This is a genomic window from Acinetobacter sp. ANC 4470 (assembly GCF_002135335.1).
Classification (GTDB): Bacteria; Pseudomonadota; Gammaproteobacteria; order Pseudomonadales; family Moraxellaceae; genus Acinetobacter.
The window spans coordinates 1-24,544 of record NZ_NEGC01000012.1 but is presented as its reverse complement, the minus strand read 5'-3'; the positions used below and the strand labels follow the sequence as shown (position 1 = coordinate 24,544).

The 24,544-nt window shown below is 36.9% G+C and carries 23 protein-coding genes, 1 rRNA gene and 1 riboswitch; of the genes, 15 read left to right on the top strand and 9 right to left on the bottom strand.

Annotated elements, in window-relative coordinates:
• Positions 1-42 precede the first annotated feature (42 nt).
• The 6 genes from B9T25_RS13720 (at position 43) to B9T25_RS13690 (ending at position 7,293) form a co-directional block, all read left to right on the top strand.
• Entirely contained in the window at positions 43-2,223 is a 2,181-nt protein-coding gene (locus tag B9T25_RS13720; RefSeq protein ID WP_086189011.1) for a TonB-dependent siderophore receptor, read from the top strand.
• 60 nt (positions 2,224-2,283) lie between these two features.
• Positions 2,284-2,577: a hypothetical protein gene (locus B9T25_RS13715; RefSeq protein ID WP_086188971.1), complete on the top strand. Its 294-nt coding sequence runs from the start codon at positions 2,284-2,286 to the stop codon at positions 2,575-2,577.
• 3 nt (positions 2,578-2,580) lie between these two features.
• On the top strand, positions 2,581-4,149 hold the full coding sequence (locus B9T25_RS13710) for a PepSY-associated TM helix domain-containing protein (protein ID WP_086188970.1): 1,569 nt from the start codon (positions 2,581-2,583) through the stop codon (positions 4,147-4,149).
• Positions 4,150-4,595: 446 nt separating this feature from the next.
• A complete protein-coding gene (locus B9T25_RS13700; protein ID WP_086188968.1) occupies positions 4,596-5,486 on the top strand; it encodes a sulfite exporter TauE/SafE family protein in 891 nt (296 codons plus the stop codon).
• Positions 5,487-5,612: 126 nt separating this feature from the next.
• Positions 5,613-6,704, top strand: a complete 1,092-nt coding sequence (locus B9T25_RS13695; RefSeq protein ID WP_086188967.1) for a 3-deoxy-7-phosphoheptulonate synthase — start codon at positions 5,613-5,615, stop codon at positions 6,702-6,704.
• 64 nt (positions 6,705-6,768) lie between these two features.
• The gene (locus tag B9T25_RS13690; RefSeq protein ID WP_086188966.1) at positions 6,769-7,293 is read left to right on the top strand and encodes a protein tyrosine phosphatase family protein; all 525 of its coding nucleotides are present in this window, start codon (positions 6,769-6,771) and stop codon (positions 7,291-7,293) included.
• Here the strand turns inward: B9T25_RS13690 and ispF are convergent.
• Positions 7,281-7,772 carry a 2-C-methyl-D-erythritol 2,4-cyclodiphosphate synthase gene (gene ispF / locus B9T25_RS13685; RefSeq protein WP_086188965.1) on the bottom strand — a complete coding sequence of 164 codons (492 nt, stop codon included), beginning with the start codon at positions 7,770-7,772 and terminating at the stop codon, positions 7,281-7,283. The two genes, B9T25_RS13690 and ispF, sit on opposite strands and share 13 nt — an antisense overlap.
• Before the next feature lie 100 nt (positions 7,773-7,872).
• Here ispF and B9T25_RS13680 point away from each other — a divergent pair, with 100 nt between their 5' ends.
• Complete coding sequence (locus B9T25_RS13680; protein WP_086188964.1) at positions 7,873-8,523, top strand: hypothetical protein; 651 nt, start codon at positions 7,873-7,875, stop codon at positions 8,521-8,523.
• A 47-nt stretch (positions 8,524-8,570) separates the two neighbouring features.
• Here the strand turns inward: B9T25_RS13680 and B9T25_RS13675 are convergent, their stop codons facing one another.
• The 3 genes from B9T25_RS13675 to B9T25_RS13665 all read right to left on the bottom strand — a co-directional run bounded on the left by B9T25_RS13675 (position 8,571) and on the right by B9T25_RS13665 (position 11,748).
• Positions 8,571-9,062: an NUDIX domain-containing protein gene (locus B9T25_RS13675; protein ID WP_143222481.1), complete on the bottom strand. Its 492-nt coding sequence runs from the start codon at positions 9,060-9,062 to the stop codon at positions 8,571-8,573.
• Between the two features lie 19 nt (positions 9,063-9,081).
• Positions 9,082-10,326 carry a D-amino acid dehydrogenase gene (locus tag B9T25_RS13670; protein WP_086188962.1) on the bottom strand — a complete coding sequence of 415 codons (1,245 nt, stop codon included), beginning with the start codon at positions 10,324-10,326 and terminating at the stop codon, positions 9,082-9,084.
• Positions 10,327-10,469: 143 nt separating this feature from the next.
• A riboswitch (glycine riboswitch) is annotated at positions 10,470-10,559 on the bottom strand.
• Positions 10,560-11,010: 451 nt separating this feature from the next.
• Positions 11,011-11,748, bottom strand: coding sequence for a TenA family transcriptional regulator (locus B9T25_RS13665; protein ID WP_086188961.1), 738 nt, complete (start codon positions 11,746-11,748; stop codon positions 11,011-11,013).
• A gap of 598 nt (positions 11,749-12,346) precedes the next feature.
• Here B9T25_RS13665 and B9T25_RS13660 point away from each other — a divergent pair.
• Positions 12,347-13,576: a GGDEF domain-containing protein gene (locus B9T25_RS13660; RefSeq protein WP_086188960.1), complete on the top strand. Its 1,230-nt coding sequence runs from the start codon at positions 12,347-12,349 to the stop codon at positions 13,574-13,576.
• Between the two features lie 111 nt (positions 13,577-13,687).
• On the opposite strand, the gene B9T25_RS13655 is transcribed toward B9T25_RS13660, so the two are convergent.
• The 4 genes from B9T25_RS13655 to B9T25_RS13640 all read right to left on the bottom strand — a co-directional run bounded on the left by B9T25_RS13655 (position 13,688) and on the right by B9T25_RS13640 (position 16,985).
• The gene (locus B9T25_RS13655) at positions 13,688-14,224 is read right to left on the bottom strand and encodes a GNAT family N-acetyltransferase (protein WP_086188959.1); all 537 of its coding nucleotides are present in this window, start codon (positions 14,222-14,224) and stop codon (positions 13,688-13,690) included.
• Positions 14,225-14,396: 172 nt separating this feature from the next.
• Positions 14,397-15,491, bottom strand: a complete 1,095-nt coding sequence (aroC, locus tag B9T25_RS13650; RefSeq protein ID WP_086188958.1) for a chorismate synthase — start codon at positions 15,489-15,491, stop codon at positions 14,397-14,399.
• A gap of 12 nt (positions 15,492-15,503) precedes the next feature.
• A complete protein-coding gene (gene prmB / locus B9T25_RS13645) occupies positions 15,504-16,514 on the bottom strand; it encodes a 50S ribosomal protein L3 N(5)-glutamine methyltransferase (protein ID WP_086188957.1) in 1,011 nt (336 codons plus the stop codon).
• Between the two features lie 90 nt (positions 16,515-16,604).
• Positions 16,605-16,985 carry a lysozyme inhibitor LprI family protein gene (locus B9T25_RS13640; RefSeq protein ID WP_086188956.1) on the bottom strand — a complete coding sequence of 127 codons (381 nt, stop codon included), beginning with the start codon at positions 16,983-16,985 and terminating at the stop codon, positions 16,605-16,607.
• A gap of 198 nt (positions 16,986-17,183) precedes the next feature.
• On the opposite strand from B9T25_RS13640, the gene B9T25_RS13635 reads away from it, so the two are divergent.
• The 7 genes from B9T25_RS13635 to B9T25_RS13605 all read left to right on the top strand — a co-directional run bounded on the left by B9T25_RS13635 (position 17,184) and on the right by B9T25_RS13605 (position 24,147).
• Positions 17,184-17,489, top strand: coding sequence for a hypothetical protein (locus B9T25_RS13635; protein WP_086188955.1), 306 nt, complete (start codon positions 17,184-17,186; stop codon positions 17,487-17,489).
• Positions 17,490-17,744: 255 nt separating this feature from the next.
• Positions 17,745-19,118 (top strand): ABC1 kinase family protein, encoded by a 1,374-nt coding sequence (locus tag B9T25_RS13630; protein ID WP_086188954.1) that lies wholly within the window; start codon positions 17,745-17,747, stop codon positions 19,116-19,118.
• 235 nt (positions 19,119-19,353) lie between these two features.
• Positions 19,354-20,640 carry an acyl-CoA dehydrogenase family protein gene (locus B9T25_RS13625; protein WP_171262797.1) on the top strand — a complete coding sequence of 429 codons (1,287 nt, stop codon included), beginning with the start codon at positions 19,354-19,356 and terminating at the stop codon, positions 20,638-20,640.
• Between the two features lie 25 nt (positions 20,641-20,665).
• The gene (locus tag B9T25_RS13620; RefSeq protein ID WP_086188952.1) at positions 20,666-21,865 is read left to right on the top strand and encodes an acyl-CoA dehydrogenase family protein; all 1,200 of its coding nucleotides are present in this window, start codon (positions 20,666-20,668) and stop codon (positions 21,863-21,865) included.
• A gap of 93 nt (positions 21,866-21,958) precedes the next feature.
• Positions 21,959-22,444 (top strand): GNAT family N-acetyltransferase, encoded by a 486-nt coding sequence (locus B9T25_RS13615; RefSeq protein WP_086188951.1) that lies wholly within the window; start codon positions 21,959-21,961, stop codon positions 22,442-22,444.
• A 385-nt stretch (positions 22,445-22,829) separates the two neighbouring features.
• Positions 22,830-23,372, top strand: a complete 543-nt coding sequence (locus B9T25_RS13610) for a type 1 glutamine amidotransferase domain-containing protein (RefSeq protein WP_086188950.1) — start codon at positions 22,830-22,832, stop codon at positions 23,370-23,372.
• Between the two features lie 271 nt (positions 23,373-23,643).
• A complete protein-coding gene (locus B9T25_RS13605; RefSeq protein WP_086189010.1) occupies positions 23,644-24,147 on the top strand; it encodes a lytic transglycosylase domain-containing protein in 504 nt (167 codons plus the stop codon).
• Between the two features lie 217 nt (positions 24,148-24,364).
• On the opposite strand, the gene rrf is transcribed toward B9T25_RS13605, so the two are convergent.
• Positions 24,365-24,479: ribosomal RNA gene (gene rrf, locus B9T25_RS13600) — 5S ribosomal RNA — on the bottom strand.
• Positions 24,480-24,544: the final 65 nt, after the last annotated feature.

Sequence of the window (24,544 nt, the reverse complement as noted above, 5' to 3'; positions counted from 1 at the left end):
AATTATTTTCATTTAGATTACGAAATGCAATCCATCTCTCCTATGCTTTCAAACGGCTTTAAATTGTCTTTGCTCAGTTTTGCAATTCTAAGTGTCCAGTATAGTTTTGCAGAAAATTCTACAGAAAATCAGGTTCAAACCTTATCCACCATTCAACTACAAGCTCAATCAGACCATGCAAATGAAAGCTCCGAAAAAACCAAAGCGTACACAGTAAAAAATAGTAGCAGTGCATCAAAGCTCAACATTGCCGTGAAAGAAACACCTCAAACAGTTAATGTGGTGACGCGTCAGCAGATCGAAGATTTTGGTTTAAATTCAACACGTGAAATCTTAAAAAATACGCCCGGAGTCACGGTTCTGAGTCAAGAAACAGAACGTACCACTTACATGGCGCGTGGTTTTGAAATTTCAAATATTCTTACTGACGGCGTAGGCTTCCCTTTAAGCAGTTATAACTATAACAATACCAATCCAGACACTTACTTTTATGACCGTGTCGAAGTCGTAAAAGGAGCCGATGCTCTATCCAATGCTTTTGGTGACCCAAGTGCGACCATTAATAATATTCGTAAACGTCCGACCAAAGAATTACAGGCAAGTGCGGGACTAAGTTATGGTTCTTGGGATACCCAGCGCTATGAAGCAGACGTTTCTGGTTCACTTTCTCCAGATGGACGTGTACGTGGTCGTCTCATGGGTTATGAGCAAACAGGAGATTCGCATCTTGACCGATATTCTTCTGAAAAAAATGGTTTTGCAGGCATATTAGAAGCAGATATTACTGACTCAACATTATTAACTGTCGGTTATAGTCAAAATCAAAATAAACCAAATGCCAATAACTGGGGTGCTTTACCCCTACTCGGTGCAGATGGCAAACAACTTTCTTACGACCGCAATTATAATCCAAATCCAGATTGGACTCATTGGGACAATACCTCCCAAGATGCTTTCCTAGAACTACAACAGAAACTTGGCAAAAAATGGACGGCTAAACTCACCTACAACTATAGCGATACTGAACACGATAGCCGCTTGCTTTATTACTATGGCAACCCGCAAGCAGATGGTTCAGGCGTTTCGCTTACAGCTTGGGGTGGCAAAGAACAACTCCGTAAACACTTTGCTGATTTAAATTTCCAAGGAACTTACAACTTATTTAATCAAGAACATGAAGCGACTTTGGGATACAGTCGTATTCAAACGCATCAGTACGACCAACAATCTAGTGGTTTTATTAATGACAGTAATATTAACAATGTCACGAACACTTATAATGGTGTTCCTTATATTACTCAATCCACAACAGATTGGGCGAGCTGGACACCGCAATCGGTAACGTGGTCTGACTTTAGTGATGCAGCCGACTATAGACAAAAAATTAACTCATACTACGCAGCAACACGTCTTCATTTAACCGATGACTTAAAATTCATCTTAGGTGGAAATTACGTTCAGGCGACAAGTCGTGGCAGCAGTTATGGCTCTCCAATGGACTATGATGAAAGTAAGTTATCGCCATATGCAGGCTTAACCTATAACTTCACACCTGAATATACAGGCTACATGAGCTATACCTCTATTTTCCGTCCACAAACAGGCATTGAAGAAACGACGCGCCAAGCTTTAAAACCCGTTGAAGGTGAAAGTTATGAAATGGGTATTAAAAGTTCATGGTTAGATGATCAATTAACGGGTTCAATCAGCGTGTTTAGAACTGAGCAAAATAATTATCCATTACGTAATTCAGATGGTAACCCATTAAATCGTACTTCTAAGACCAGTGATTTACTTTCTCAAGGCGTAGAAGTTGGCCTAGCAGGGCAAATTAATGATGATATTAATTTAGCTTTTGGTTACACCCAATTTAGCCTGAAAGATATGAAAAATGGCGGTGCGGCACGTACTTATAATCCAAATCAAACCATCAATTTGTTAGCGACTTATACTGTACCCACCTTACCTAAACTTAAAATTGGTGCTGGACTGCAATGGCAAGACAATATCAAACTGTATGACTCGACCTTAAATAGCACCATCACTCAGGATGCTTATGCGCTCGTCAACTTAATGGCCAGTTATGAAGTCAATGACCATATTCTGCTACAAGCAAATGCTAAAAATGTGACCGCTAAAAAGTACTTAAATAGCTTCCCAGATGGACAAGCTTTTTATGGAGAGCCTGCTAACTATACAGTTGCAGTAAAATTCAAATACTAACTCCCCCACCAAGTCTGAATACTCAGGCTTGGTTTTTGATGAGCACAGTGATCTTCCCTTATGAGTAAAACATCTTCCCTATCTTTTTCTTATCGAATGACAGTGCTCTATCGCTTTATCATTGCCTTTATATTTGGTTACGCTTGCACTTCTTTATTAATGAATAATCTGACAATACTTTTTCATCATTCACTTCCAAAAGCAGAATCTATTTACTTAGCTGCATTTATGAGTATTTTATTTTTTGTTGGCTTTGTGATTAGCAGTTTTTGTATCTACTCTTTACGTAAATTAAGCTTGATGAGTATGGGTTTAACTGCTTGTTTTTATGCGCTCTACTGGGTACTGGGTTAAGTCATGCAAAAATCAATACGTCAATCTATGGCATGGCTACACTCTTGGACAGGTTTAATTTTTGGCTGGTTATTGTTCGCCATTTTTATGATGGGCTCTCTGTCTTATTATCGTCATGACATAAGTCTATGGATGCAACCACCGCTTGCCCAAATACAAGTTAATCAAGATACAGCGATACATACTGCATACCAATATTTAGAACAAAATGCACCAGATGCTAAAACATGGATGATCAATCTCGCAAATGAACAAAAACCAGTCAACCAACTCTATTGGCAAAAAGCAGATGCTGCTTATGAAAGCAAAACATTAAATCCAAATACAGGAAAAGAGTTAACTTTGACACAAACACAGGGGGGAGATTTTTTCTATCTATTCCACTTTCAATTGTTTGGTATGCCCTATTTAATAGGCAGATTAATCGTTTCACTCGCAGCATTTATTATGCTGATTGCGCTAGTTTCAGGCATTATTACTCATAAAAAAATTCTGACCGATTTCTTTACTTTACGTGCCTTTAAAGGACAACGTTCATATTTAGATTTCCACAATGTCAGCTCTGTTATTGCTTTACCCTTCTTTCTCACTGTTACTTTCACAGGGTTGGCTATTTTCTTCTATTTATATTTACCTTGGGGCATGCAAAAACTCTATCCTGAAAATAATTACCAATATTTTGAAGAAATTAATTCCAAAACAATCCCCAAAATTGAAAATAACTCTCCCGCTAATATGTTATCTATTCACAGCTTAATGCAGCCCGTTATAAAAGAATGGGGCAAAACAGAATACAGCGCTATTAATATAAAAAGTCCCAATACCCAACAAGCACAAATCACTTTTATCGAAGCTAAAGACCACTCAATTACTCGTAATCCAGCGCAAATTACCTTGAATGCAGTCACGGGAGAAAAATTATGCAATACGAAGAACGATAGCGCTATTGCAACGCTGAATGCAGGTGTATACGGATTACATATGGCAACTTTTGCTCAACCGCTACTCCGCTTAGCCTTATTTTTTTCAGGCTTACTGGGCTGCGCGATGATTGCTTCAGGACTATTACTTTGGAGTCTAAAGCGACAACTGCAAACAAAAACTGAACAATTCCACTTAGGGTATTACCTCGTTCAAAGACTGAATGTCACAGCTATTATTGGCTTACCTATTGCAGTTCTTAGTTACTTTTATGCAAATCGAATTGGTTTACTCACGCAGAGTACTCAAAATTATGAAGTGATAACTTTTTTTGCCATGTGGTTAGCCATCTTTGCCATAAGTTTATGTATTAAAAAACAACATCTCTGGAAATTTCAATTGAGTATTTTTATAGCCTTAGCATTTTTCTTACCCGTGTTTAATCTTATTTTTCTACTACAACTAAATAGTCTTCACGGTTTCACCGAGTTTTGGACTTTCTTTAGAATCGACTTATTCATGCTCATTTTTGGCTTATTGGCAGTATTTCTATACAGAAACATTCAACCTATTCAACTCAAAGCCCAAACAAAAATAAGGAATAAGCTTGAAAAAAATACTCAGGCGAACAGTGAGGAAAGCGTCCCATGAATATTGTGTTCAGCTTCCTTTTTATTCTATGTGCTGTCTATGGTCTATACCAGATCAGTGAAAAACAAATGAAGAGGACGCTGCAATCTAAATGGTCTTTCTTGGCCCATTATCCGCAAATAACCAAAGCTATTTCTTTTCTGTTCATGTTTATCTCAACGTTATTATTGATACAACAAACTGGTTCAAGTATTGGTTTTATTAGCTTCTGGGTCTTTTCCAGTCCTCTGATTTTTATTTTTATTCTGTATATAAATGAGCTAAAACCCAAACAAAAGTAGCTATATAGATAACCATCATTCACCGTTTAAAATAAGTGCTAGAAAATTTAGGATCTATTGAATTTACTTTAGCGTTTTTTGGAATAAGTAAATCAATAATCAAGACAACGACTTATCTTAAATAGTCATAACATATGCACGTTTTTTGATATTTGGCATATAACCATGTTTGGTCCAATTGAATTTATTTTAGCAGGTGTTTTAGTCGGCTTCTGTGTCGGTATTACAGGTGTTGGCGGTGGTTCACTCATGACGCCTATTTTAATTAGTTTGTTTCGAATTGAGCCACACATTGCCATTGGTACTGACTTACTTTATGCCGCAATCTCTAAATTTTGCGGCTCAATGGTCCATGCTAAAAAAATGAATATTGTCTGGCCCATTGTGATTTGGCTGGCTGTCGGCAGTATTCCTGCTTCACTTGCCACACACTGGGTTTTAGAAAATTATTTAAGTCAGTCTACAAGTTATAAAGCAGTTCTAACCACTGTTTTAGGTTTTATGTTGACTTTAACAGGTGTTTCTATCATTTTCCGTGGGCATATCGAACGCTTTTTTAACAAGCTTCGTAAAAATGAACCTTTGGATATGACTCAAGACCTCGAAAAGGTTAATTTTCAGGCTAAAAATAAACGTGCCTATATTGTGATTATGGGCATTGTACTGGGCGTGTTTGTCACTTTATCATCAGTCGGTGCAGGTGCATTTGGCATTATGGCATTGGTACTCATGTTCCCGAATTTACCCATGATTCGTATTATTGGATCTGACGTAGTACACGCTGTACTTTTAACTTTAGTTGCAGGTTTAGGACATATGAGTTCGGGTAATGTAGATTTACACTTGCTTGGTTGGCTATTGGTCGGCTCAATTCCAGCCATTGTAATAGGCACTTTAATTAGTTCACGCTTACCAGAAAAAATTATCCGTAAAATTTTAGGCATTACCTTATTCGCATTAGGTATTAACTTCATCCTTCATCCAGTAAAAGTAAAACCTGTTGAAAAACCCACAACTGCTATGATTTTAACTGTTGAAAATTCGAACAACGGTTAAACTATCTATGCGATTAATTGGTTTTTTTCACGGATTTATTGATGTTTTGTATAGCAACTCACCACTTAAATCGTGTTATATTCAGGCTACTAAAAAAACTCTTGTATAATCAAACCAGTGACGGCAATGAATACACTACAGTCAAATCCTATTACACAATCTGACATCGATGACGTGAATGTACAAAGCATTCAGCCTCTGGTAACTCCTGCTGAATTAAAAAAAGAGTTACCTTTAACTGAACATGCCTACCAAACTGTCTTAAAAGGTCGAGAAACCATTCGCAATATTCTTGATGGTAAAGACAAGCGTCTATTTGTGGTCATTGGTCCTTGCTCAATTCATGACACGGTTGCTGCACATGAGTATGCAGATCGTTTAAAAGTTTTAAGCGAAAAAATTAAAGATACGCTTTATATCGTGATGCGTGTTTATTTTGAAAAACCGCGGACGACTGTGGGTTGGAAAGGTTTAGTTAATGACCCTGACATGAATGATTCTTTCAATATTGAAAAAGGTCTTCGTATTGGTCGTCAACTTTTAGTTGAACTCAATAATAAAGGTTTGCCATGTGCCACTGAAGCACTCGATCCAAACTCACCACAATATTATCAAGACCTTATTTCATGGTCAGCCATTGGCGCACGCACCACAGAAAGCCAAACACACCGTGAAATGTCTTCAGGCTTATCTTCTCCTGTTGGCTTTAAAAATGGTACAGACGGCGGCTTAACAGTTGCAACCAATGCGATGCAATCGGTTAAACATGGTCATAGCTTCCTCGGTTTAAATGACCAAGGTCAAGTTTCTGTGATTCGCACCAGTGGCAATCCATACGCACACGTTGTATTACGTGGTGGTAATGGCAAACCAAACTATGACGCAGGTTCTGTTGCAGAAGCTGAAAATGCTTTAGCCAAAGCGAAAGTAAGCAATAAAATCATGATTGATGCCAGTCATGCCAATTCAAACAAAGACCCGTATTTACAACCACTTGTATTGAAAAACATCACAGAACAAATTTTAGATGGTAACAAGTCGATTGTTGGTCTGATGGTTGAAAGCCATCTCAAAGGTGGTCGTCAAGATATTCCTGAAAATCTAGATGATCTTGAATATGGTCAATCAGTGACTGATGGTTGTATTGATTGGGAAACCACTGAAAAAGCCCTACTTGATATGCATGAAGCACTCAAAGACGTTTTGCCAAATCGCTAAGAGATTTAAAACGCCATCTTGATTGATGGCGTTTCTACTTTAACCTTAGGAAAATTTTTATCTTATGAATGAAATTGAAAATGCATTAAGCCACATTGAAAATTTCCAGTTTATTCACGAACACCTATTCACATCTGCTCAGCCCTCTGCTGAACAGTTAAAGCTGATTAAAGAATATGGTGTAACGACAATTGTAAACTTGGGATTGTCTAATGCAGAGCAGCATTTAGCTCATGAAGATAAAATTTGTTTAGATTTAGGCTTAAATTATATTCAACTACCCATTTCTACTGAAACCCCATCTGATGACCAATGTTTACTGATATTAGACATGCTTGCTCATTTAGTCCAAGAACAAATGGTTTGGGTTCACTGTAGTCAAAATTATCATGTCAGTTGTTTGATGTATTTATATCGTCAATATTATATGGATATGGACATGCCTACGGCGCAAGAGCTGATGCATAGCATTTGGGAACCAAATGACACATGGACAGGCTTAATCCATGCGGTCGCTTTACAACTACAAGGTCGTAAAGCCACCAAAGAATTACAACAGGCGCTCATCCATCCAGATCATTTTGCTTGATGTGAAATCAAAACTGTTGCCGTTGCCAAAATTCCTTCCTGACGTCCAGTAAAACCTAATTGTTCGGTGGTTGTGGCTTTAATACTAATTTGTGTGACATGCACATCTAAGACATCAGCAATACTTTGACGCATTGCTAAATTATGTTTGGCTAATTTCGGACGTTCACACGCGACCGTAATATCAGCATTATTTAATACATAACCTCGATCTAAAATAAGTTGATAAACAGACTTAAGTAGAACTCGGCTGTCAGCACCTTTAAATTTTGCATCAGTGTCAGGAAAATGCTGTCCGATATCCCCCAACGCCAACGCCCCCAATAAAGCATCACATAAAGCATGTAGTACAACATCGCCATCTGAATGTGCTTTTAAGCCTTGAGTATGTGGAATTTTAATACCTGCTAAAGTTACAAAATCACCTTCTTCAAAGGCATGTACATCCATTCCCTGACCAATTCGAATTTGTGCGACCACTTTTAGCATCCTTAAGAAATAAATGATTGAAAATGTTGTATTCACGCTTTCTATTTCGCTATAGTTACATCAGCGCAACATAGTGAAATTATAAGCGATCATGCTGGTGAATACCGATATTAATCTCATTAAAACATTAAGCACATTATTCAGTATTGGCTGTTTGTGCTCAACCATGACTTATGCTCAAGAAATTGACTGCTCTCGCCCAAATACATCGTCAATGAAAAATATTTGCGCTGAAGGTTTTTCAGAATATCGAAAGAAATTAAGCAATCATTATATAACTGCTTTTTTAGTCAGTGATGCACCTGTTCATTTATTAGAAGATACGCATACTTTATGGTTTAAGCGTTTACAGCAATGTAAAAGTTTAGATTGTTATAAACAACAATTTGAATTACGCATTGAGGATCTTAATTTTTACACATCACTGAATCAGAGTTTAACCAATCATTATTTAAAATTTGAAAATGGCAAAATTGCCAGTCAACCTGTACATTTACAAGTACATCAACTCACCAAAGATAAAATTAAAATTGAAGGTATTGCCTACCGCAACCCGAACAATAAATTAGAAACCCAAGCCATTCCATTCTTGGCTTATACAACAACAGAAAAGAAAAATGAAATTGTCGATAATGAACATGATTGCAAATATCAGTTCGATTTCAATAAAGCAATTTTATCGGTCAAAACAAAACAGAAAGGCTGTGAGCGTTTTGTCGGTGTGTATCGAGTGTATGACTAATTTGATTGAATGCATTCATTGTTCTTTTTTCGAAATTGAGCGACATTTTAAAGCAAATAAAGATTCATTTTCTGCCTGATCAAATCTAGGGCTTGTACATACTTGGAATGTAAATCTAGAACGTTATATGTATTCATATTTTCCCAAAAAAACTCAAAACAATGCCCATAATCATCTAATGTGTCATAACACCATTGGTCCTCTAAATCTTGATTTGACGTATCACAAAAAACAAAGTGCCATGTTTGATTGCTTATTTGATGTGTCCCCCAATCATAACATTGCTGTTCCCCCACAACAATGCCCGATTCTTCATACAATTCACGTATAGCAGCATGAAAAATTTGTTCTGATTTTTCAATCGTGCCTTTAACAAGTTGAATACCTGCTATCGGATGTTTAAAAAGCAAGATTTCCGATATATTATTGTTTTTTCGTAGAATCACTGGACAGACTTTGTTCATTATTTTGCATCTCAGTAAAATCTCTTGATAATCATATATTGAACTTAAAAAAAAGTGCAACACATCACGTCGCACTTTTTTAGTTTCTACGCAATTAAACTGGATGTTGTGATGCCACTTCCTGACTAATCATCACTGCTGTTGCAGCAGATAACGTCCAGCCTAAATGACCATGCCCTGTATTGTAAAACACTCGTTCACGTTTACCACGTCGGACAGTCGGCATCATATTTGGCATCATCGGGCGTAAACCCGCCCAAGGTACAATATTTTCAGTGCTAATATTAAAGTTTTTATTCACCCAGTCTATCAGTGGTTGAATACGATCTGCTCGAATATCGAGGTTGTAACCATTAAATTCCGCTGTTCCTGCTACCCTTAAACGGTCTGCGCCTAAGCGCGAAGTCACAATTTTGGCACTTTCATCAAGCAGACTCACCCATGGTGCATGCTTTACACTATCCTCATCATTTAAATTGAGCGTAATCGAATAACCCTTCACTGGATAAATATTGACTCGATCGCCTAATAAATTTGCCAAATGGTAGCTTCCAACACCCGCACAAACCACAATAGCATCTGCCTCTAGTGATTCCTCTGTAGCAGCATCCAACAGCATATTTTCGTTACTCGCATGATAAAGCACCGTAAGACCTTTGGGATGATGCTTTACATCAGTGACTTCCCGACCAAACAAATACTTAACGCCATATTTTTCAGAAGCTTTAGCCAAACCTACTGTAAATTTATGAATATCGCCTGTTGCATCCCCTGGACAATAAAAACCACCATAATATTCGCCCTTTAAACTCGGCTCTATACTTTTAATTTCTTCTGGAGTAACCGCATTTCTTTCTAGTCCTCCTTTACGCAGTAAAGCATTCACCTGAGTTGCTACTTCATAATCCAATTTAGTGTGATAAAAATGAAGAATTCCCCGTTTCTCTAAATCGAACTGAATATCCTCTTCTTTAGCCACGGTGAATAAACGCTCACGTGCCAATAATGCCATTTTTACGGTATCACGCGTATTGGCTTCATAATGTTTAATATTACCGAGGAATTCTATTAACCAAGCATATTTATGTAAGTCAAATGAAGGATTAAGCAGCAAAGGTGCATTCTTATTAAACATCCACTTCATGCCTTTTAGCACCGTAGATTTTTGATTCCAAACCTCTGCATTACACGCTGAAAGTTGCCCACCATTGGCAAAAGAAGTTTCCATAGCAGGATATAAATGTTTATCAATAACAGTAACTTTATAGCCCAATTTCGCCAATTCATAGGCAGAAGTAACACCGGTAATTCCCAATCCAATTACAACAATATGACACATACGACACTCCCTGGAAATGTGTTGACATTTCTATGAGCCCCATCTGTCATTGGTACCTGAGAGCTTCGATCCTAACGCTAAAAATTTCAACGCTGACCATCCCCTTCGGTGAGCATATTTTATATGCTTCTCTCCAGATTTCTAAAATTATTACAGTCCTTTTGCCTGAGAGTTTCCGGGGTCGTTGCTCCTTCGGCGTGTTCACAGAAGAACATCTCTCCTGCAATAATTACTTATCTCAATATGAGCAATTTTCATACCATTCGCGAGAACTAAATTAATTATATTTGTTAACCACTTTTATTTTAGTAAAAATACCTATATATCAGACAATTAAAGATTTAAAAGCACATCATTGTATTTAAATAGATTACATTCCTTCACTTATATTCAACATAGCCAAAAACACTTTAAGGGCCATAAATGATTTATAAAGCATCCAAAAAGAGCAATATCCAGAGATAATAGTAATCTTACTTTTTATTTGAGCACTGCCAATATTTTTCTATTAGATTAAACTCAAGAGAATAATGTAGTCAAAATTAAAATATAAGCATATGCTTCTACATCTGTCTAATATTTCCACCTTGGTGAAATGAAGTATTATCTAATATTAAATAACACTTTTCTCCCAAAGCTAACGATTAGCACAGCTCTCTGCTGAATGATGATTTTTAAATTTTTCTAGCGTAATTTGTAGCATGTATCTAATGCTAATTCATAATATGCCAAACCTTCTTGTGCCGCTAAAAATGCTTTCTTCTGCAATACAGGATCTTTATCACACAACCGTTTTATCAGCTCCATTGCTTCATACGGATGTAAATCATCATAATGAGCATGTGCTCTTAACCAAGCCAAAGATCGCTTATTAATACTGACTTCTGGATGCTCTATATATGTTTGTATTCCTTTGTAAACTTGTATCGTCCAATCCCCAGTTGCCCATTCAATTGCTAAATTTGTTGCAGCAATACTTTCCGCTAAAGTACCTCTAAAATTAATATCCCATAAAAAATGATTCACTGCATTCATTGCCACAGGCGGTCTAACTTCATTCAACATTTCAACTGTCAAACCAAAACCTCTAGCCCAATCTTGATACCAATGTAGATGACGTTCTTCAACTTTAATATTTTGAATTAACCAATTTCTAGTATCTATGACCCCTTCTAGAGACAATGATGTTGCTTTGGCCAGCGTACCTGCCATATAAGATGGAAAATGAGCAACTAAAGGATAAAAATTTAGTAATGCTGAACGAAAACATTCTAGACTCAATGATCCATTCGCCATATCTAAAAATAAAGGGTGTTTACTCACTCGTTCTTTCGCAGGAAAAAGTTCATCCCAAAACTTTTGAGACCACTCCGAATGAGCTGTAAGTTCTAATTTTGTTCCATATTGATTCATAGCGGTCATTGCGATGCATCCTATTTCGTATGACTTAATTCAACCATATTCTATGATTGCTGCTTTTTTAGATTGTATTTTAATAAAATAAATACACAATAGACTTCTTTCATGAATCATTTTTTGATCAATACAAGTACTTCGTAAAGCAAAGTTAAAAAACAAACTTTAGCAGGTATTGGATTCATGAGTGTGGCATGGATGCCACACGTTTCCCATCACGACGAGGACGTCGTGTATGGGAAATAAAAGGTTTTTGTCTACTTTTGACCTTTCAAAAGTAGAGATAATGCCTACGCAAAGGCATAAAAACTAAAGCAATAAAATGAGGCAGTGCTGATTTTAAAAACTCGAATATTGAACGTTTTTTGACTTATGCAAGTTATCTAATCATTGTTATTTAAGTTGTAACAGTTTTTATTTATATAACACTTTATTAAGCTTAATCATTATATTAGTTAAATATTGAATGCAGAAAAACTCTGAATAATAAAATTATATTATTTTTTTATAATCTAATACACATTTTATTTAATTCAGTGTAACGTAGTTAAAAAACAATCCCTATCTTTACATTTATAAAAACATTGGGAGGGTCAGAGATAAGATGAAATTAAAAGCGTCCAATCTACTGGGGCAAGAACAAATCGACTTGTTAATTTCTCGCGGGCTAAACTTAGTTTGGTTTCCTAAAAAATTAGAAGCTATTTATAAGAATCAGTATAAAAATGAAGCTGCATATGAATTCCGTTATCGTGCACCTATCATTTTAGGATTATATCTATATTTAAGTTTTGGTACTTATCAAACTTTACCAACCGAGATGCGTTTTGAGTGGATCGTATATTATGGTTGGGTTGGTATGATTATTGTTTTCGCATGGTTACTTGCCTTCATTCCCACTATGAACAAGTGGTTTGATCACTATGTTGGTCTTGGATCTACAGGCGCAGTTGCACTAACGTTCACCCTGATTAACGTATTAGAACAAGGTCAAAATAACGTGCTTTTTCACGCTGCAATGATGTATGCAGTGGTGATTATTTATGGCTTTGTTGGCATGAGGTTTTATACTGCAATTATTGCAGGCTGGTGTGGCGGTCTGATTGGCGTAGGTGTAAGCACATGGTTAAATGTTTCAATTGATTGGATTTTTTTAAATAGAACTTATACTTTTAGTAGTTTCCTTGGCATGGCTTTAGCTTATGCTACAGATCGACAACATCGAGAAAATTATCTACAGAATTGTATGATCGAATTAAATCGACTAGAACTCATGCGTCAAGCACAACAACTTTCAATTCTTTCACAACAAGATGCTTTGACGGGTTTAGCAAATCGACGCTACTTAGATGAAGTCCTTGAAAATGAATGGAAACGTGCAATTCGTCATGAGTTACCTATAACAATCATGATGATCGATATAGATTTTTTTAAGCTATATAACGATACACTTGGGCATATTCAAGGAGATCAATGCCTCAGACGTATTGCAATTTTACTGGGTTCGATTTCTTCACGAAGTGGCGATCTAGCCGCACGTTATGGTGGTGAAGAGTTTTTGCTATTGTTCTCGATAACAGACAAAGATCAAGCACTTATTCAAGTACAGCGCTTAATGGAATTAGTCCAAAATATTGGAATTATTCACCCTAAAAGTAATGTTTCCAAACATGTAACCATTAGTGTTGGTGTCGCGACAATGGTTCCCCATTTAAATGACAGCCTTTCAGAGTTTATTTCACGAGCGGATCATGCACTCTATGCAGCGAAAAGTAATGGTCGAAATCAATATCATATTGCAGCTTCGGATCATATAATTTCTGAAACGTTATAATTATTCAACTATTAACTAACCCGAATTCTATTTAAATTAATGGTTTTATCATCTGAATAGAAATTGAGCCTAAATTTCAATCATCTCTCCTTTCACCTACCATTTTTAGATCTATTGCATGACCAACTTTTTCATCTGCTGTAACTTCAAATCAATTAATGGCCTGCCTACATTTGCATTCATGGGATAATTTTCGATGCAAGCTGTTTTAACATAGCCACATCGTTCATAATATTCAATTAATTCAGATCTGACATCAAGTACAAACATCTCATAACACTTTAAATTAACACATATTTCCTGTGCCTTCATTTCTGCATATTCAAGCAACTGCCGACCAACACCCTGATTTTGCCAAGAAGATGCAACACAAAAAGTTCCTATTTCCACTGTATCTTGTTGAAAAGTTAAACCAATACAGCCAAGCAACGTCTGTTGTGCACTGTCCTGAAGATCAGCAACAAATAGCTGCACATTCTGCTGCAACAAAAGATGAAGTAGTTGTTGTTCATTAATTCTTGCCCCAGCAACAATACCTTCTTCACTGGTCCAACTTGCAAGATTATTCGTTCTATAAGCTTGGTTGATAAGAATCATTAAATTTTGAATATCTGAAGAATTTGCTGTTCTAAAACTTAAGTTTTTCATTGTTCTTATTTTGATCTAGGATTAACAAAATGTGAATTAAAATGTAGCAGATTTTGAGTCCAATTCAAAAATAAAAAACCAGACATAAAGTCTGGTTTTTTGATCAAAGCATGTAGATAAACGATTCACTTTTGATCTTCAAGCAAAGAAAATTTTTACTTCACTTTTTACTTCACTTCGGCTCAATCGGTGCAAACGGCGCAACAACATCTGCATTTTGTGCACGATGACGCATAAAGTGATCCATCAATACAATGGCAAGCATCGCTTCTGCAATCGGTGTCGCACGTACCCCCACACATGGATCATGACGACCTTTGGTTAATACATCGGTATTTTCACGGTCAATATTAATGGTTTTACCTGGTGTGGTAATACTTGCAGTGGGTTTTAATGCAATTGCCACACGAATTGTTTGACCCGATGAAATTCCACCCAGAATACCGCCCGCGTGATTTGCCAAGAAACCATCGCTTGTTAACTCATCACGCGTTTCATGACCAAACTGTTCTGCAACTGCAAAACCATCGCCAATTTCAACGCCTTTAACCGCATTGATACTCATCATTGCATGGGCAATATCGGCATCTAAACGGTCAAATACAGGTTCGCCCCAACCCACGGGAACTTTTTCGGCAACAATTTCAAGTTTTGCACCACAACTTGTACCCTGTTCACGTAGTGAAGTCACTAAAGCTTCAAAACGAGGTACCGCATCCACATCACCACAGAAAAAAGGATTGTTCGGAACTTCTGCCCAATCCAATTTTTCCGCTTTTTCTGTGCCAATTTGCGTTACATGACCACGAATATCAATCGCAAATTTTTCAGCAAGATATTTTTTGGCAATTGCACCTGCCGCTACACGCATCGCGGTTTCACGCGCGCTTGAACGACCGCCACCACGGTAATCACGAAAGCCATACTTTTGGGTATAGGTATAATCTGCATGCCCCGGACGGAAGGTTTGTGCAATATTGCCATAATCTTTCGATTTCTGATCCGTATTACGAATCAGTAAACCAATCGATGTACCTGTGGTTTTACCTTCAAATACACCTGAAATAATTTCAACTTCATCGGGTTCTTTACGTTGAGTCGCAAATTTAGATGTTCCCGGCTTACGACGGTCTAAATCATGTTGCAAATCTGCTTCAGAAAGCTCTAAACCTGGCGGAACACCATCGACAATTGCCATGAGGCCAACGCCATGAGATTCACCACAAGTCGTTACACGGAACAGCTGTCCAATACTATTACCTGCCATGTTCACAACCCCTTATGCTTGAACAGATTTTACAAATAAATCACGGTATTGACGGCATTGTTCTGCTGTTAAAGCAAAAATACCAGAACCACCTTTTTGGAAAGTTAACCAATGGAAATCTACAGTATTAAAGTTCTGCTTCATTGCCCATTCAGAATTACCCACTTCAATCACGATTAAGCCATCTTCAGTTAAGTAATCGGCAGCTTGCGCTAACATTTTACGCACTAAATCTAAACCATCCTGACCCGCAGCAAGTGCAAGCTCTGGTTCATGCAAAAATTCAGCAGGCAAATCAGCCATGTCTTCAGCATCCACATATGGAGGATTTGACACGATTAAATCATATTGATTTTCAGCAGGAATTTTTGCAAATAGGTCTGATTCCATCAATGCAACTTGATATTGCATATTGTGATGTTCAGCATTAATAGAAGCAACTTCTAAAGCTTCTTTAGAAATATCAGTCGCATCTACTTCAGATTCAGGGAATGCATATGACAAAGCAATCGCGATACAACCCGAACCCGTACACATATCTAAAATACGACGTGGCATTTTAGGATTTGCATTCTCAGGCAGGTTATTTAGAGCTTCACGGACTTGACCATTTTCATCTAAGCAGTATGGTGCAAAACGTTGATTAATCAATTCTGCAATCGGTGAACGTGGAATAAGCACACGCTCATCTACGTAATAAGGTTTGTCACAGAAATAAGCAAGATTCAATAAATAAGAAGTTGGCACTTTTTCATTGATGCGACGTTCAAGCAAACTGATAAATTCTGCTTTTTCACTTGGCAATAATTTCGCATCTAAAATTTCTGGATTCGCACTCCAATCCAATGCCAATGTTTGCAACACTAGAGCCGAACTTTCAGCAAAAAAGTCTTCAGTACCTTGACCTAAATGTGCATCATATTGACGTAGAGCTGAAACACCAAAACGAATAAAATCGCGAATGGTGGTTAGGTTTTCAGCGGCTTCCTGCAAATGTTCAGGGCTAATGGTCAGTTGATCCACTTAAGGCTTCTCCAAGGTCGATATTTTTAAACGCCTTATGATACCTTGTTTTACTGGTTTTTATAACGCTTGCATGGCTATTCAGCACAATTAACTCAGACCTAATTGCTTACTTTTGTAATAGCCGACTTGGTTCATGGTCATCTCTAAGTGGCATTTTGCCTGTCTTATTTTCCCAAAATCACTCTTTAACGCTGAATAACAGCGCTGTTCAACCAGATTTTGCCAAAGCTGACGCTGTTGTTTAATATTCGCTGTGTGTTGACCATTATTTTCCAAAATCTTTTCGTAATACTGTTTTAGTAACTTATTTTGCTTTTCCTGCTCTGTACTTACACACTTTTTAATGATCTCTAAATCACCATAAGCATTATTTAAACACTGCGTATATACCTTAGAGTATCCATCAGCAAAAGCTATACTCGAACCCAAAGCAACTATACACACAAAAATGGCTGATACGAATCGCATGACTTCCCCTTGTCGACATGACTCATTGAAAATTCTATTCTTTTATTTTATGAATAGTACATTAATCATCTACAGATTCCTATCTCAGCATGTTTAAATCTAAAGATCAAAAAATCACTGCAATTTTCATATTGAATTCGGTACAAATGCCCTTATATTGAACAAAGCCTCATTCAATTCAACATCGAATCTTTCATTATGAGTTATAAACACAACAATTTAATGGCAATGCGTCAAAACTATTGGAATGACACTTTATCCACTCAAGTTTTACATGAGAAAAAGTTTTTCCAAGAGATTCTTATCCAACACGGTATTTACACCACAACGACTGAAGATGATGCCAAATATCTATTCTTTAGCCTACCAAGTATTATCATTGTAAAAGGTTATTCACTTGGTTTTCAGCATGATGCTGTTCAAGCCATGATTTTCCAACACATTCAAGACAATGAAACGATGTTAAAGCAAAAAAGTGACATTAAAATTCAATTCAATATGTAAGCCGCAGATAGATAGTGATCAATGTATATCCTTTGAGATATACGCTCTTTAAAAGCACTGTAGTCCGTGATTGAGCTGGCAGCGTGAAAATGTAGATTTATCTGAGTAAAACAGATGCTTTTATTGAAAAATGAATTAAATATTAAGCATATTCATACCCTATCCAACATGTTGAACTTTTTTAATACTTCAATACACGTTAATATCCGCTACAATTAATTATTCTGCGACTTGCTGATTAAAGGATTTTGTTTAATGTCAAATCAGAACGATAAGCTTAAACAACTTAAAACTTCCTCTATGGATCGACGCTTATCTATCGCTAAAGCATCCTTACTAGCAGGAACTCGTTGGGCTGCATCTAATGCAACAACCATGTTTTCCAGTGACGCAGAAAAAGAAAAAAAACGTAAAAAAGCGATGAAAGAGCAAGCAGATTATCTTGTTTCTGAAATTGGCAAACTTAAAGGTTCTATCGTTAAAATTGGTCAAATGATGGCGTTGTATGGCGAACATTTTTTGCCTGAAGAAATCACACAAGCGCTCAATACATTAAACAATCAAACGATCGCCCTCGCATGGCCAGCCATTAAACAGCATTTAGAACAACAGCTAGGTTCTAAATTGCATGATTTAACAATTGATCATGAACCTTTAGGCACGGCTTCATTGGCACAAGTACATCGTGCTACTCGCAAATCAGATGGTTTGGAAATTGTCCTAAAAATCCAATATCCCGGTGTAGCCGATGCTATTGATTCAGATATGAGCTTATTTAAAAATATGCTTAAACTGACGCGCATCGTGCCGCAAACTCGTGAATTTGATCAATGGTTTGATGAAGTCCGCGAAATGCTGCATCGTGAAGTCAACTATGAAATTGAAGCTGCGACTACACGTCGTTTTGCAGACCGTTTAAAAGATGACCCACGCTATGTTGTACCGCACATTATTGATGATTACTGCACAGATCAAATTCTCTGTATGACTTTTGAACGTGGTGTCCCGATCAATAGCCCTGTCATGTTATCTCTACCTCAAGAACGTCGTAATCAACTCGGTGAAGCATCTTTAGAAATTGCTGTCCGTGAGATTTTTGAATGGGGTGAAATGCAAACCGACCCAAATTTTGGAAATTATTTGGTGCGATTGGGCAATGGCGTAGACAACAAAGATAAAATTGTACTGTTAGATTTTGGTGCGATTCGTCAATTTGATGAGCATTTGCTCAGCGTTGCGCGTAATTTAATTCAAGCGGGTTATCATCATAATATTGATGAAATGATCAATGCGATGACAGGTTATGAATTCTTTGATTCAATTCCACAAAGCATTAAACCCGATATGGCGAAAGTCTTTTTGTTAGCCACTGAAGCCTTTAGTACAACCACAAACAATCCAGACTTACCTGAAGGGGTTATGGATGAACAACAGCGTTACGATTGGAAAAAAAGCCAGTTACATAGTCGGGTAATGCAGCGTGCATCTAAATCCATGGCATCACGTTATTTCAGTGTACCGCCTAAAGAATTTATGTTTATTAGTCGAAAATTCATTGGTGCATACACTTTTATGACGGTGATCGATGCAAAAACCAATGTCCGTAAAATGGTCGAAAAATTCTTATAAAGCGATCTAGACTAGAATGAACTTATTGTCATTCTAGTCAACCCCCTATTTAAAACCCAAAATAAAAATCTAAAAAAATAAATCTTATTCAATAACTTAATGAACTTTTAAAAAATATAAAACCATTCATCTAAGTCAATTTTAATTGTCAGCGATGACATAGTCTTTTCTATGTTCACGTGTCAGCATAAAAATACAAAGAATCAAAAACTGATGGACGATAATAATGACCAATATGGTAAACAAAGCACAAGGATTTGGGCTTTCACTGATCACCAAAATTGCAGGTAGTGATGTTCTGGATCAGCTCAAGCTACGTAAATTTCTGGAAAAATCTCTATATCAAGGCTCAAAAATCAGCTTTAAGACCTTAAGTAAAACCCAGAAGGTATTTAAAGCTGATACAAATATCCATAAGCAGCGGTTACCTAATCAACAAAAATCACTCTTCGATCTAAACCTCACCGAAGAACAACAAATGACCTGCGATGCGATGGATCAGTTCGCATCTGAAGTTCTCTATCCTTTGGCACATCAAGCGGATCAAGATGAAAAATTTCCGACTGTACTTTGGCAACATGGTACGGATCTAGGATTAAATTACTATGTGCTTCCTGAAGCCTTAGGTGGTGTGGCAACAGAAAAAAATATTTTAAGTAATATTTTAATTGCTGAACATTTGGCCAGAGGTGATTTCACACTAACTGCGGGTTTACTTTCCACATTCAGTGCCATTAATGCCATTACACAATGGGGTTCTGAAAAAATTCAATCGACCTACTTACCTAACTTTGCCAATGATAGCGATATTCAAGCAACATTTGCGATACAAGAAGCAACCCCTGCATTTAATCCATTCAATTTAAAAACTAAGGCAATTTCAAACAATGGAAAATACACCATTGATGGAGAAAAGACCTTGGTGATCTTAGGTGAAACTGCTGATCTATTGCTAGTGAATGCTGAACTTAATGGCTCGCCAGAGGTTTTCATTGTAAAACGTGATAACAGCATTACCGCCAAAAAAAGCACAGCTATGGGGATGAAAGCAGTCGAAACTGTGACTTTAAAATTCAATCAAACTCCTGCCGAATTGTTAGGTGATGAAGACTTTAATTACCCAGCTTTCTTGGACTTAGGTAATTTAATGTGGTGCGCTATGGCTGTCGGCACTTGTGAAGCAGTGAAAACTTACTGTATTCAATATGCCAATGAACGTACTGCTTTTGGTGAACCTATTTCACACCGTCAAAGTGTGGCATTTATGATTGCCGATATGGCGATCGAAATTGATGCTATGCGTATGTTGATTTTAAATGCTGCAAGTCTTGCAGAAGCAGGTCAAGCTTTTCATCGCGAAGCCTATTTAGCACGGTTACTCTGTGCAGAAAAATCCATGCAAATTGGAACGAATGGCGTGCAAATTTTAGGTGGTCATGGCTTTACCAAAGAACACCCCGTAGAACGTTGGTATCGTGATTTACGTGCAACAGCAATCTTACATTCAGGCTTACATGCTTAAACTATCAAAATAAGGAATAAAGCACATGAACTTACAAAATCCTAAAAAATTTAAGCTACTGATAGATCAAGCACATGAAACTGCTGTCAATGTACTACGTCCCATTTCACGTAAATACGATAAAGCCGAACATAGCTATCCCAAAGAACTCGATATGTTTGCCTCAATCCTTGATGGAATGAACGATGGTGGTGAAGGCATGAATGCAGGTGCTGCCGTCGGAAAACGTGGCAACACAGAAGCCGGAAATAAAAATGGTGTCAATATGTCCACGGCACTGGGTGTAATTGAAATGTGTTATGGCGATACTGGATTATTACTCAGTATGCCTCGTCAAGGTTTAGGTAATTCTGCAATAGCCGCTGTCGCAAACGATGAACAACTAGAACGCTTTAAAGGCACATGGGCAGCAATGGCAATTACCGAATCTGGCTGTGGTTCAGATTCCGCCGCGATCCGAACCACAGCAACCAAAGATGGCGATGATTATATTTTAAATGGTGAAAAGATTTTCGTGACTTCAGGTGAACGTGCTGACTCTGTTGTCGTTTGGGCAACCTTAGATAAAAAACAAGGTCGAGCTGCGATTAAATCCTTTGTCGTTCCGAAAGGAACTGCGGGAATGAAAGTAGAACGTCTGGAACATAAACTCGGTATTAAAGCATCCGATACGGCCGTAATTAGCTTTATTGACTGTCGTGTACCCAGTATAAATTTATTGGGTCATGCCGAAATTGACATAGCAAAAGGTTTCGCTGGTGTAATGGAAACTTTTGATAACACTCGCCCTTTGGTCGCTGCCATGGCTGTCGGCTGTGCTAAAGCATCTCTAGAAAAAATTAAAGAAATTTTTAAAGATCAATTAGATGAAAATTATGCTACCCCCTATTTACAGACATCCTATATAGCCGCACAAATTTATCGGATGGAAGCAGAATGGGAAGCTGCACGCTTACTGACCATGAAAGCCGCGTGGATGGCTGATAATAAAAAACCAAACTCTCGTGAAGCGTCTATTTCAAAAGCCAAGGCAGGACGAATTTGCAATGAAATCACGTTAAAATGTGTCGAATTGGCTGCAAGCGTTGGTTATAACGAAGATGAGTTATTAGAAAAATGGGCACGTGACTCAAAAATTCTCGATATTTTTGAAGGTACACAACAAATCCAACAACTCATTATTGCACGTCGTGAATTAGGTAAAAGTTCAAGTGAATTAAAATAGTTTTGTGATTTTTTAATCGATAAAGAGCTTACAAGAGATGGATTTTTTGTTATAAAAATCCATCTCTTTTTTTATTGTTATTGATTTAAGTTTATGTATCACATCAGACCCATTCAGGCCTCAGACAATATTGAAATTGCACACATTATTCGCGAAGTTTCCAAAGAATTCGGACTTGCTGCTGAATCTGGTTTTGCCGTAGCTGATCCAATTTTAGATGATTTATACACTGTATATTCACAGGAAAACAGCCAGTACTGGATCATTGAAAATGAACATGGTCAAATATTTGGTGGTGGCGGTTTATCTGAACTAACAGGTGATAAAACCATACTAGAAATTCAAAAAATGTACTTTTTGCCTGAAATTCGCAGTTTAGGCTTTGCTAAACAAATACTCGAAAAAAGTTTTCAATTTACTCAACAGCAGGGTTTTAAATCTTGTTATTTAGAAACAACCAAAGAATTGTGGCAAGCAGTCAAACTGTATGAAAAATTAGGTTTTAAATATTTAGACCAACCTAAAGGCAATACTGGACATAGCCATGCTTGTGAAATTTGGATGCAAAAATTGCTTTAATATACTTTTAAATATTAGAGTGATAGAAAATTATGTCATCCTTTGACTTTACTTTATCGGCTAATTATCTACATTCCTGTCCGTGATTGCTTACAACAAAAATATGCAATCACGGCTGGTTGAGATAGATCCAAAAACATATGCTTAAATTATCAGGAAGTAGGATGCTTCCAACAATAAAAATAATAAACGACGTAAGCAGGATGCATAAAAGTAAGAAAATGGTCTAATTTGAAATCTATATAAAATAAGCCTCATCACGTATGGGGCTTATTTTTCACTTAATTTTTTCAAACTTTAACAAGAACAAGCTAAAATTTGTACAACTCCATCTAAGACACTTTGTTAATGTCAAAATTCTAATACATGATTCAGGATCATTAACATGTCTAAAAAAGCATTATTTATTACCTCTAATGTGGGTATAGAACACGATGAACTGGTCAAACCACTGGAATTTTTACAATCAAAAGGCATTGAAGTGATTCATGCTGCTGAAGAACAAAAGGAAGTACATACGGTTAAAAATGGTAAAGAATCTACAACCGCTTATATCCCACAAACCACTTTAGCTAAAGTTTCAGCACAAGATTATGATATTTTGGTCATTCCTGGGGGAACTATAAATGCTGATACACTTAGGCTAAATCAAGATGCACATAGAATTATTCAATACTTCACAGATAATGCAAAACCTATTGCCACTATTTGTCATGCACCTTGGGTTTTAATCAATGCTGGATGCATTAAAGATAAAAATTTAACATCTTATAAAAGTATCAAATTAGATCTAGAAAATGCTGGCGGAAACTGGGTGGATGAAGATGTTCATTGTTGTAATACCCACAACTGGCCTTTGATTACGTCACGATGCCCAGATGATATTCCAGCTTTTAATGAAGCCATCTTAAAAGAATTAAACAGTTAAAATACTCTTTAACGAATAAGTTGCATCAAAATGATAAGATGCTCTATTTATATGAAATAATCTACTTTTCAAAATCAGCCTATAATTTTAATATCAGTATTCTTCACAAATTGAATAAATAATACAAAACATCAACTATTGACTCTAGCTACTGAGGCCACTAGCATAACTTTCAATAAAATTTTACTTTTGGTTTCTCACCTTGTTGATTACATCTCACTTACGATCACAATTATTAAATACTCATTTCTGTACATTTAAATTCACAGCTATAACTCTTATTGCTCTAGCTTTTACAGGTTGTTCATCTTTAGGTAGTGGCTCAATTGCTAAACGCTCTGCTAAATTATCTGCTGGTATACAAAAAGCTTATTCTGTTGAACCCAATACAGCAAGGCGTGTATCGCCTATGATTGTTCAAAGTGCTGACAAGTATAATGTTGATCCATTACTTTTAGCCGCCATGATTCGACAAGAATCAAGTTATAGAAACTACGCTATTTCATCCGCAGGTGCCGTCGGACTCACTCAAATTATTCCTCGTTACTGGCAACAAATCTGTTCTGGAGATCTGATAGAGGAAAATAATAATATTAATTGTGGTACATATATCTTAGCCTCTTATAACAGTAAAGCAGGCAATTGGCCTAAAGCATTGGCCTATTATAATGTTGGTCCAACGGGCTATCACTCAAGCTGGAAAATGAAGCACCAAGGTAAAAAATATGCAAATCAAGTACAACAACATCGAAAAACTTTGAAAAGTGCATTATAGATTTAATATAAAACCTCTATAGATTTTAAATCCCCGATCCTCAATTACTTTTTTCAATTAAAAGATGTTCTGAGAAGATTTTAGAAGCGGATACACACTACAGCTCTTAATAATGGGGTATTGAAAGGCTCTAAAAGAGCCTTTTATTTTGACTTATTCTTTAGCCCCATAAAAAAACCCCCTCAGTTGATTAACTGAGGGGGTTTTAGGAATAATGAGCTGGCGATGACTTACTCTCACATGGGTAACCCCACACTACCATCAGCGCGAAGAGGTTTCACTTCTGAGTTCGGGAAGGGATCAGGTGGTTCACTCTTGCTATTGTCGCCAGCACAACTGTTTATGGATACTTGCTTGGGTCTTATTTATTCACTTTTCAGTGTATGCCTTCGCTTTT

Coding starts and splice junctions, on each gene's coding strand:
- B9T25_RS13720 (WP_086189011.1), top strand. CDS start 43: ATGCTTTCAAACGGCTTTAAATTGTCTTTGCTCAGTTTTGCAATTCTA.
- B9T25_RS13715 (WP_086188971.1), top strand. CDS start 2,284: ATGAGTAAAACATCTTCCCTATCTTTTTCTTATCGAATGACAGTGCTC.
- B9T25_RS13710 (WP_086188970.1), top strand. CDS start 2,581: ATGCAAAAATCAATACGTCAATCTATGGCATGGCTACACTCTTGGACA.
- B9T25_RS13700 (WP_086188968.1), top strand. CDS start 4,596: ATGTTTGGTCCAATTGAATTTATTTTAGCAGGTGTTTTAGTCGGCTTC.
- B9T25_RS13695 (WP_086188967.1), top strand. CDS start 5,613: ATGAATACACTACAGTCAAATCCTATTACACAATCTGACATCGATGAC.
- B9T25_RS13690 (WP_086188966.1), top strand. CDS start 6,769: ATGAATGAAATTGAAAATGCATTAAGCCACATTGAAAATTTCCAGTTT.
- B9T25_RS13680 (WP_086188964.1), top strand. CDS start 7,873: ATGCTGGTGAATACCGATATTAATCTCATTAAAACATTAAGCACATTA.
- B9T25_RS13670 (WP_086188962.1), bottom strand. CDS start 10,326: ATGTGTCATATTGTTGTAATTGGATTGGGAATTACCGGTGTTACTTCT.
- B9T25_RS13665 (WP_086188961.1), bottom strand. CDS start 11,748: ATGACCGCTATGAATCAATATGGAACAAAATTAGAACTTACAGCTCAT.
- B9T25_RS13660 (WP_086188960.1), top strand. CDS start 12,347: ATGAAATTAAAAGCGTCCAATCTACTGGGGCAAGAACAAATCGACTTG.
- B9T25_RS13655 (WP_086188959.1), bottom strand. CDS start 14,224: ATGAAAAACTTAAGTTTTAGAACAGCAAATTCTTCAGATATTCAAAAT.
- aroC (WP_086188958.1), bottom strand. CDS start 15,491: ATGGCAGGTAATAGTATTGGACAGCTGTTCCGTGTAACGACTTGTGGT.
- B9T25_RS13640 (WP_086188956.1), bottom strand. CDS start 16,985: ATGCGATTCGTATCAGCCATTTTTGTGTGTATAGTTGCTTTGGGTTCG.
- B9T25_RS13635 (WP_086188955.1), top strand. CDS start 17,184: ATGAGTTATAAACACAACAATTTAATGGCAATGCGTCAAAACTATTGG.
- B9T25_RS13630 (WP_086188954.1), top strand. CDS start 17,745: ATGTCAAATCAGAACGATAAGCTTAAACAACTTAAAACTTCCTCTATG.
- B9T25_RS13625 (WP_171262797.1), top strand. CDS start 19,354: ATGGTAAACAAAGCACAAGGATTTGGGCTTTCACTGATCACCAAAATT.
- B9T25_RS13620 (WP_086188952.1), top strand. CDS start 20,666: ATGAACTTACAAAATCCTAAAAAATTTAAGCTACTGATAGATCAAGCA.
- B9T25_RS13615 (WP_086188951.1), top strand. CDS start 21,959: ATGTATCACATCAGACCCATTCAGGCCTCAGACAATATTGAAATTGCA.
- B9T25_RS13610 (WP_086188950.1), top strand. CDS start 22,830: ATGTCTAAAAAAGCATTATTTATTACCTCTAATGTGGGTATAGAACAC.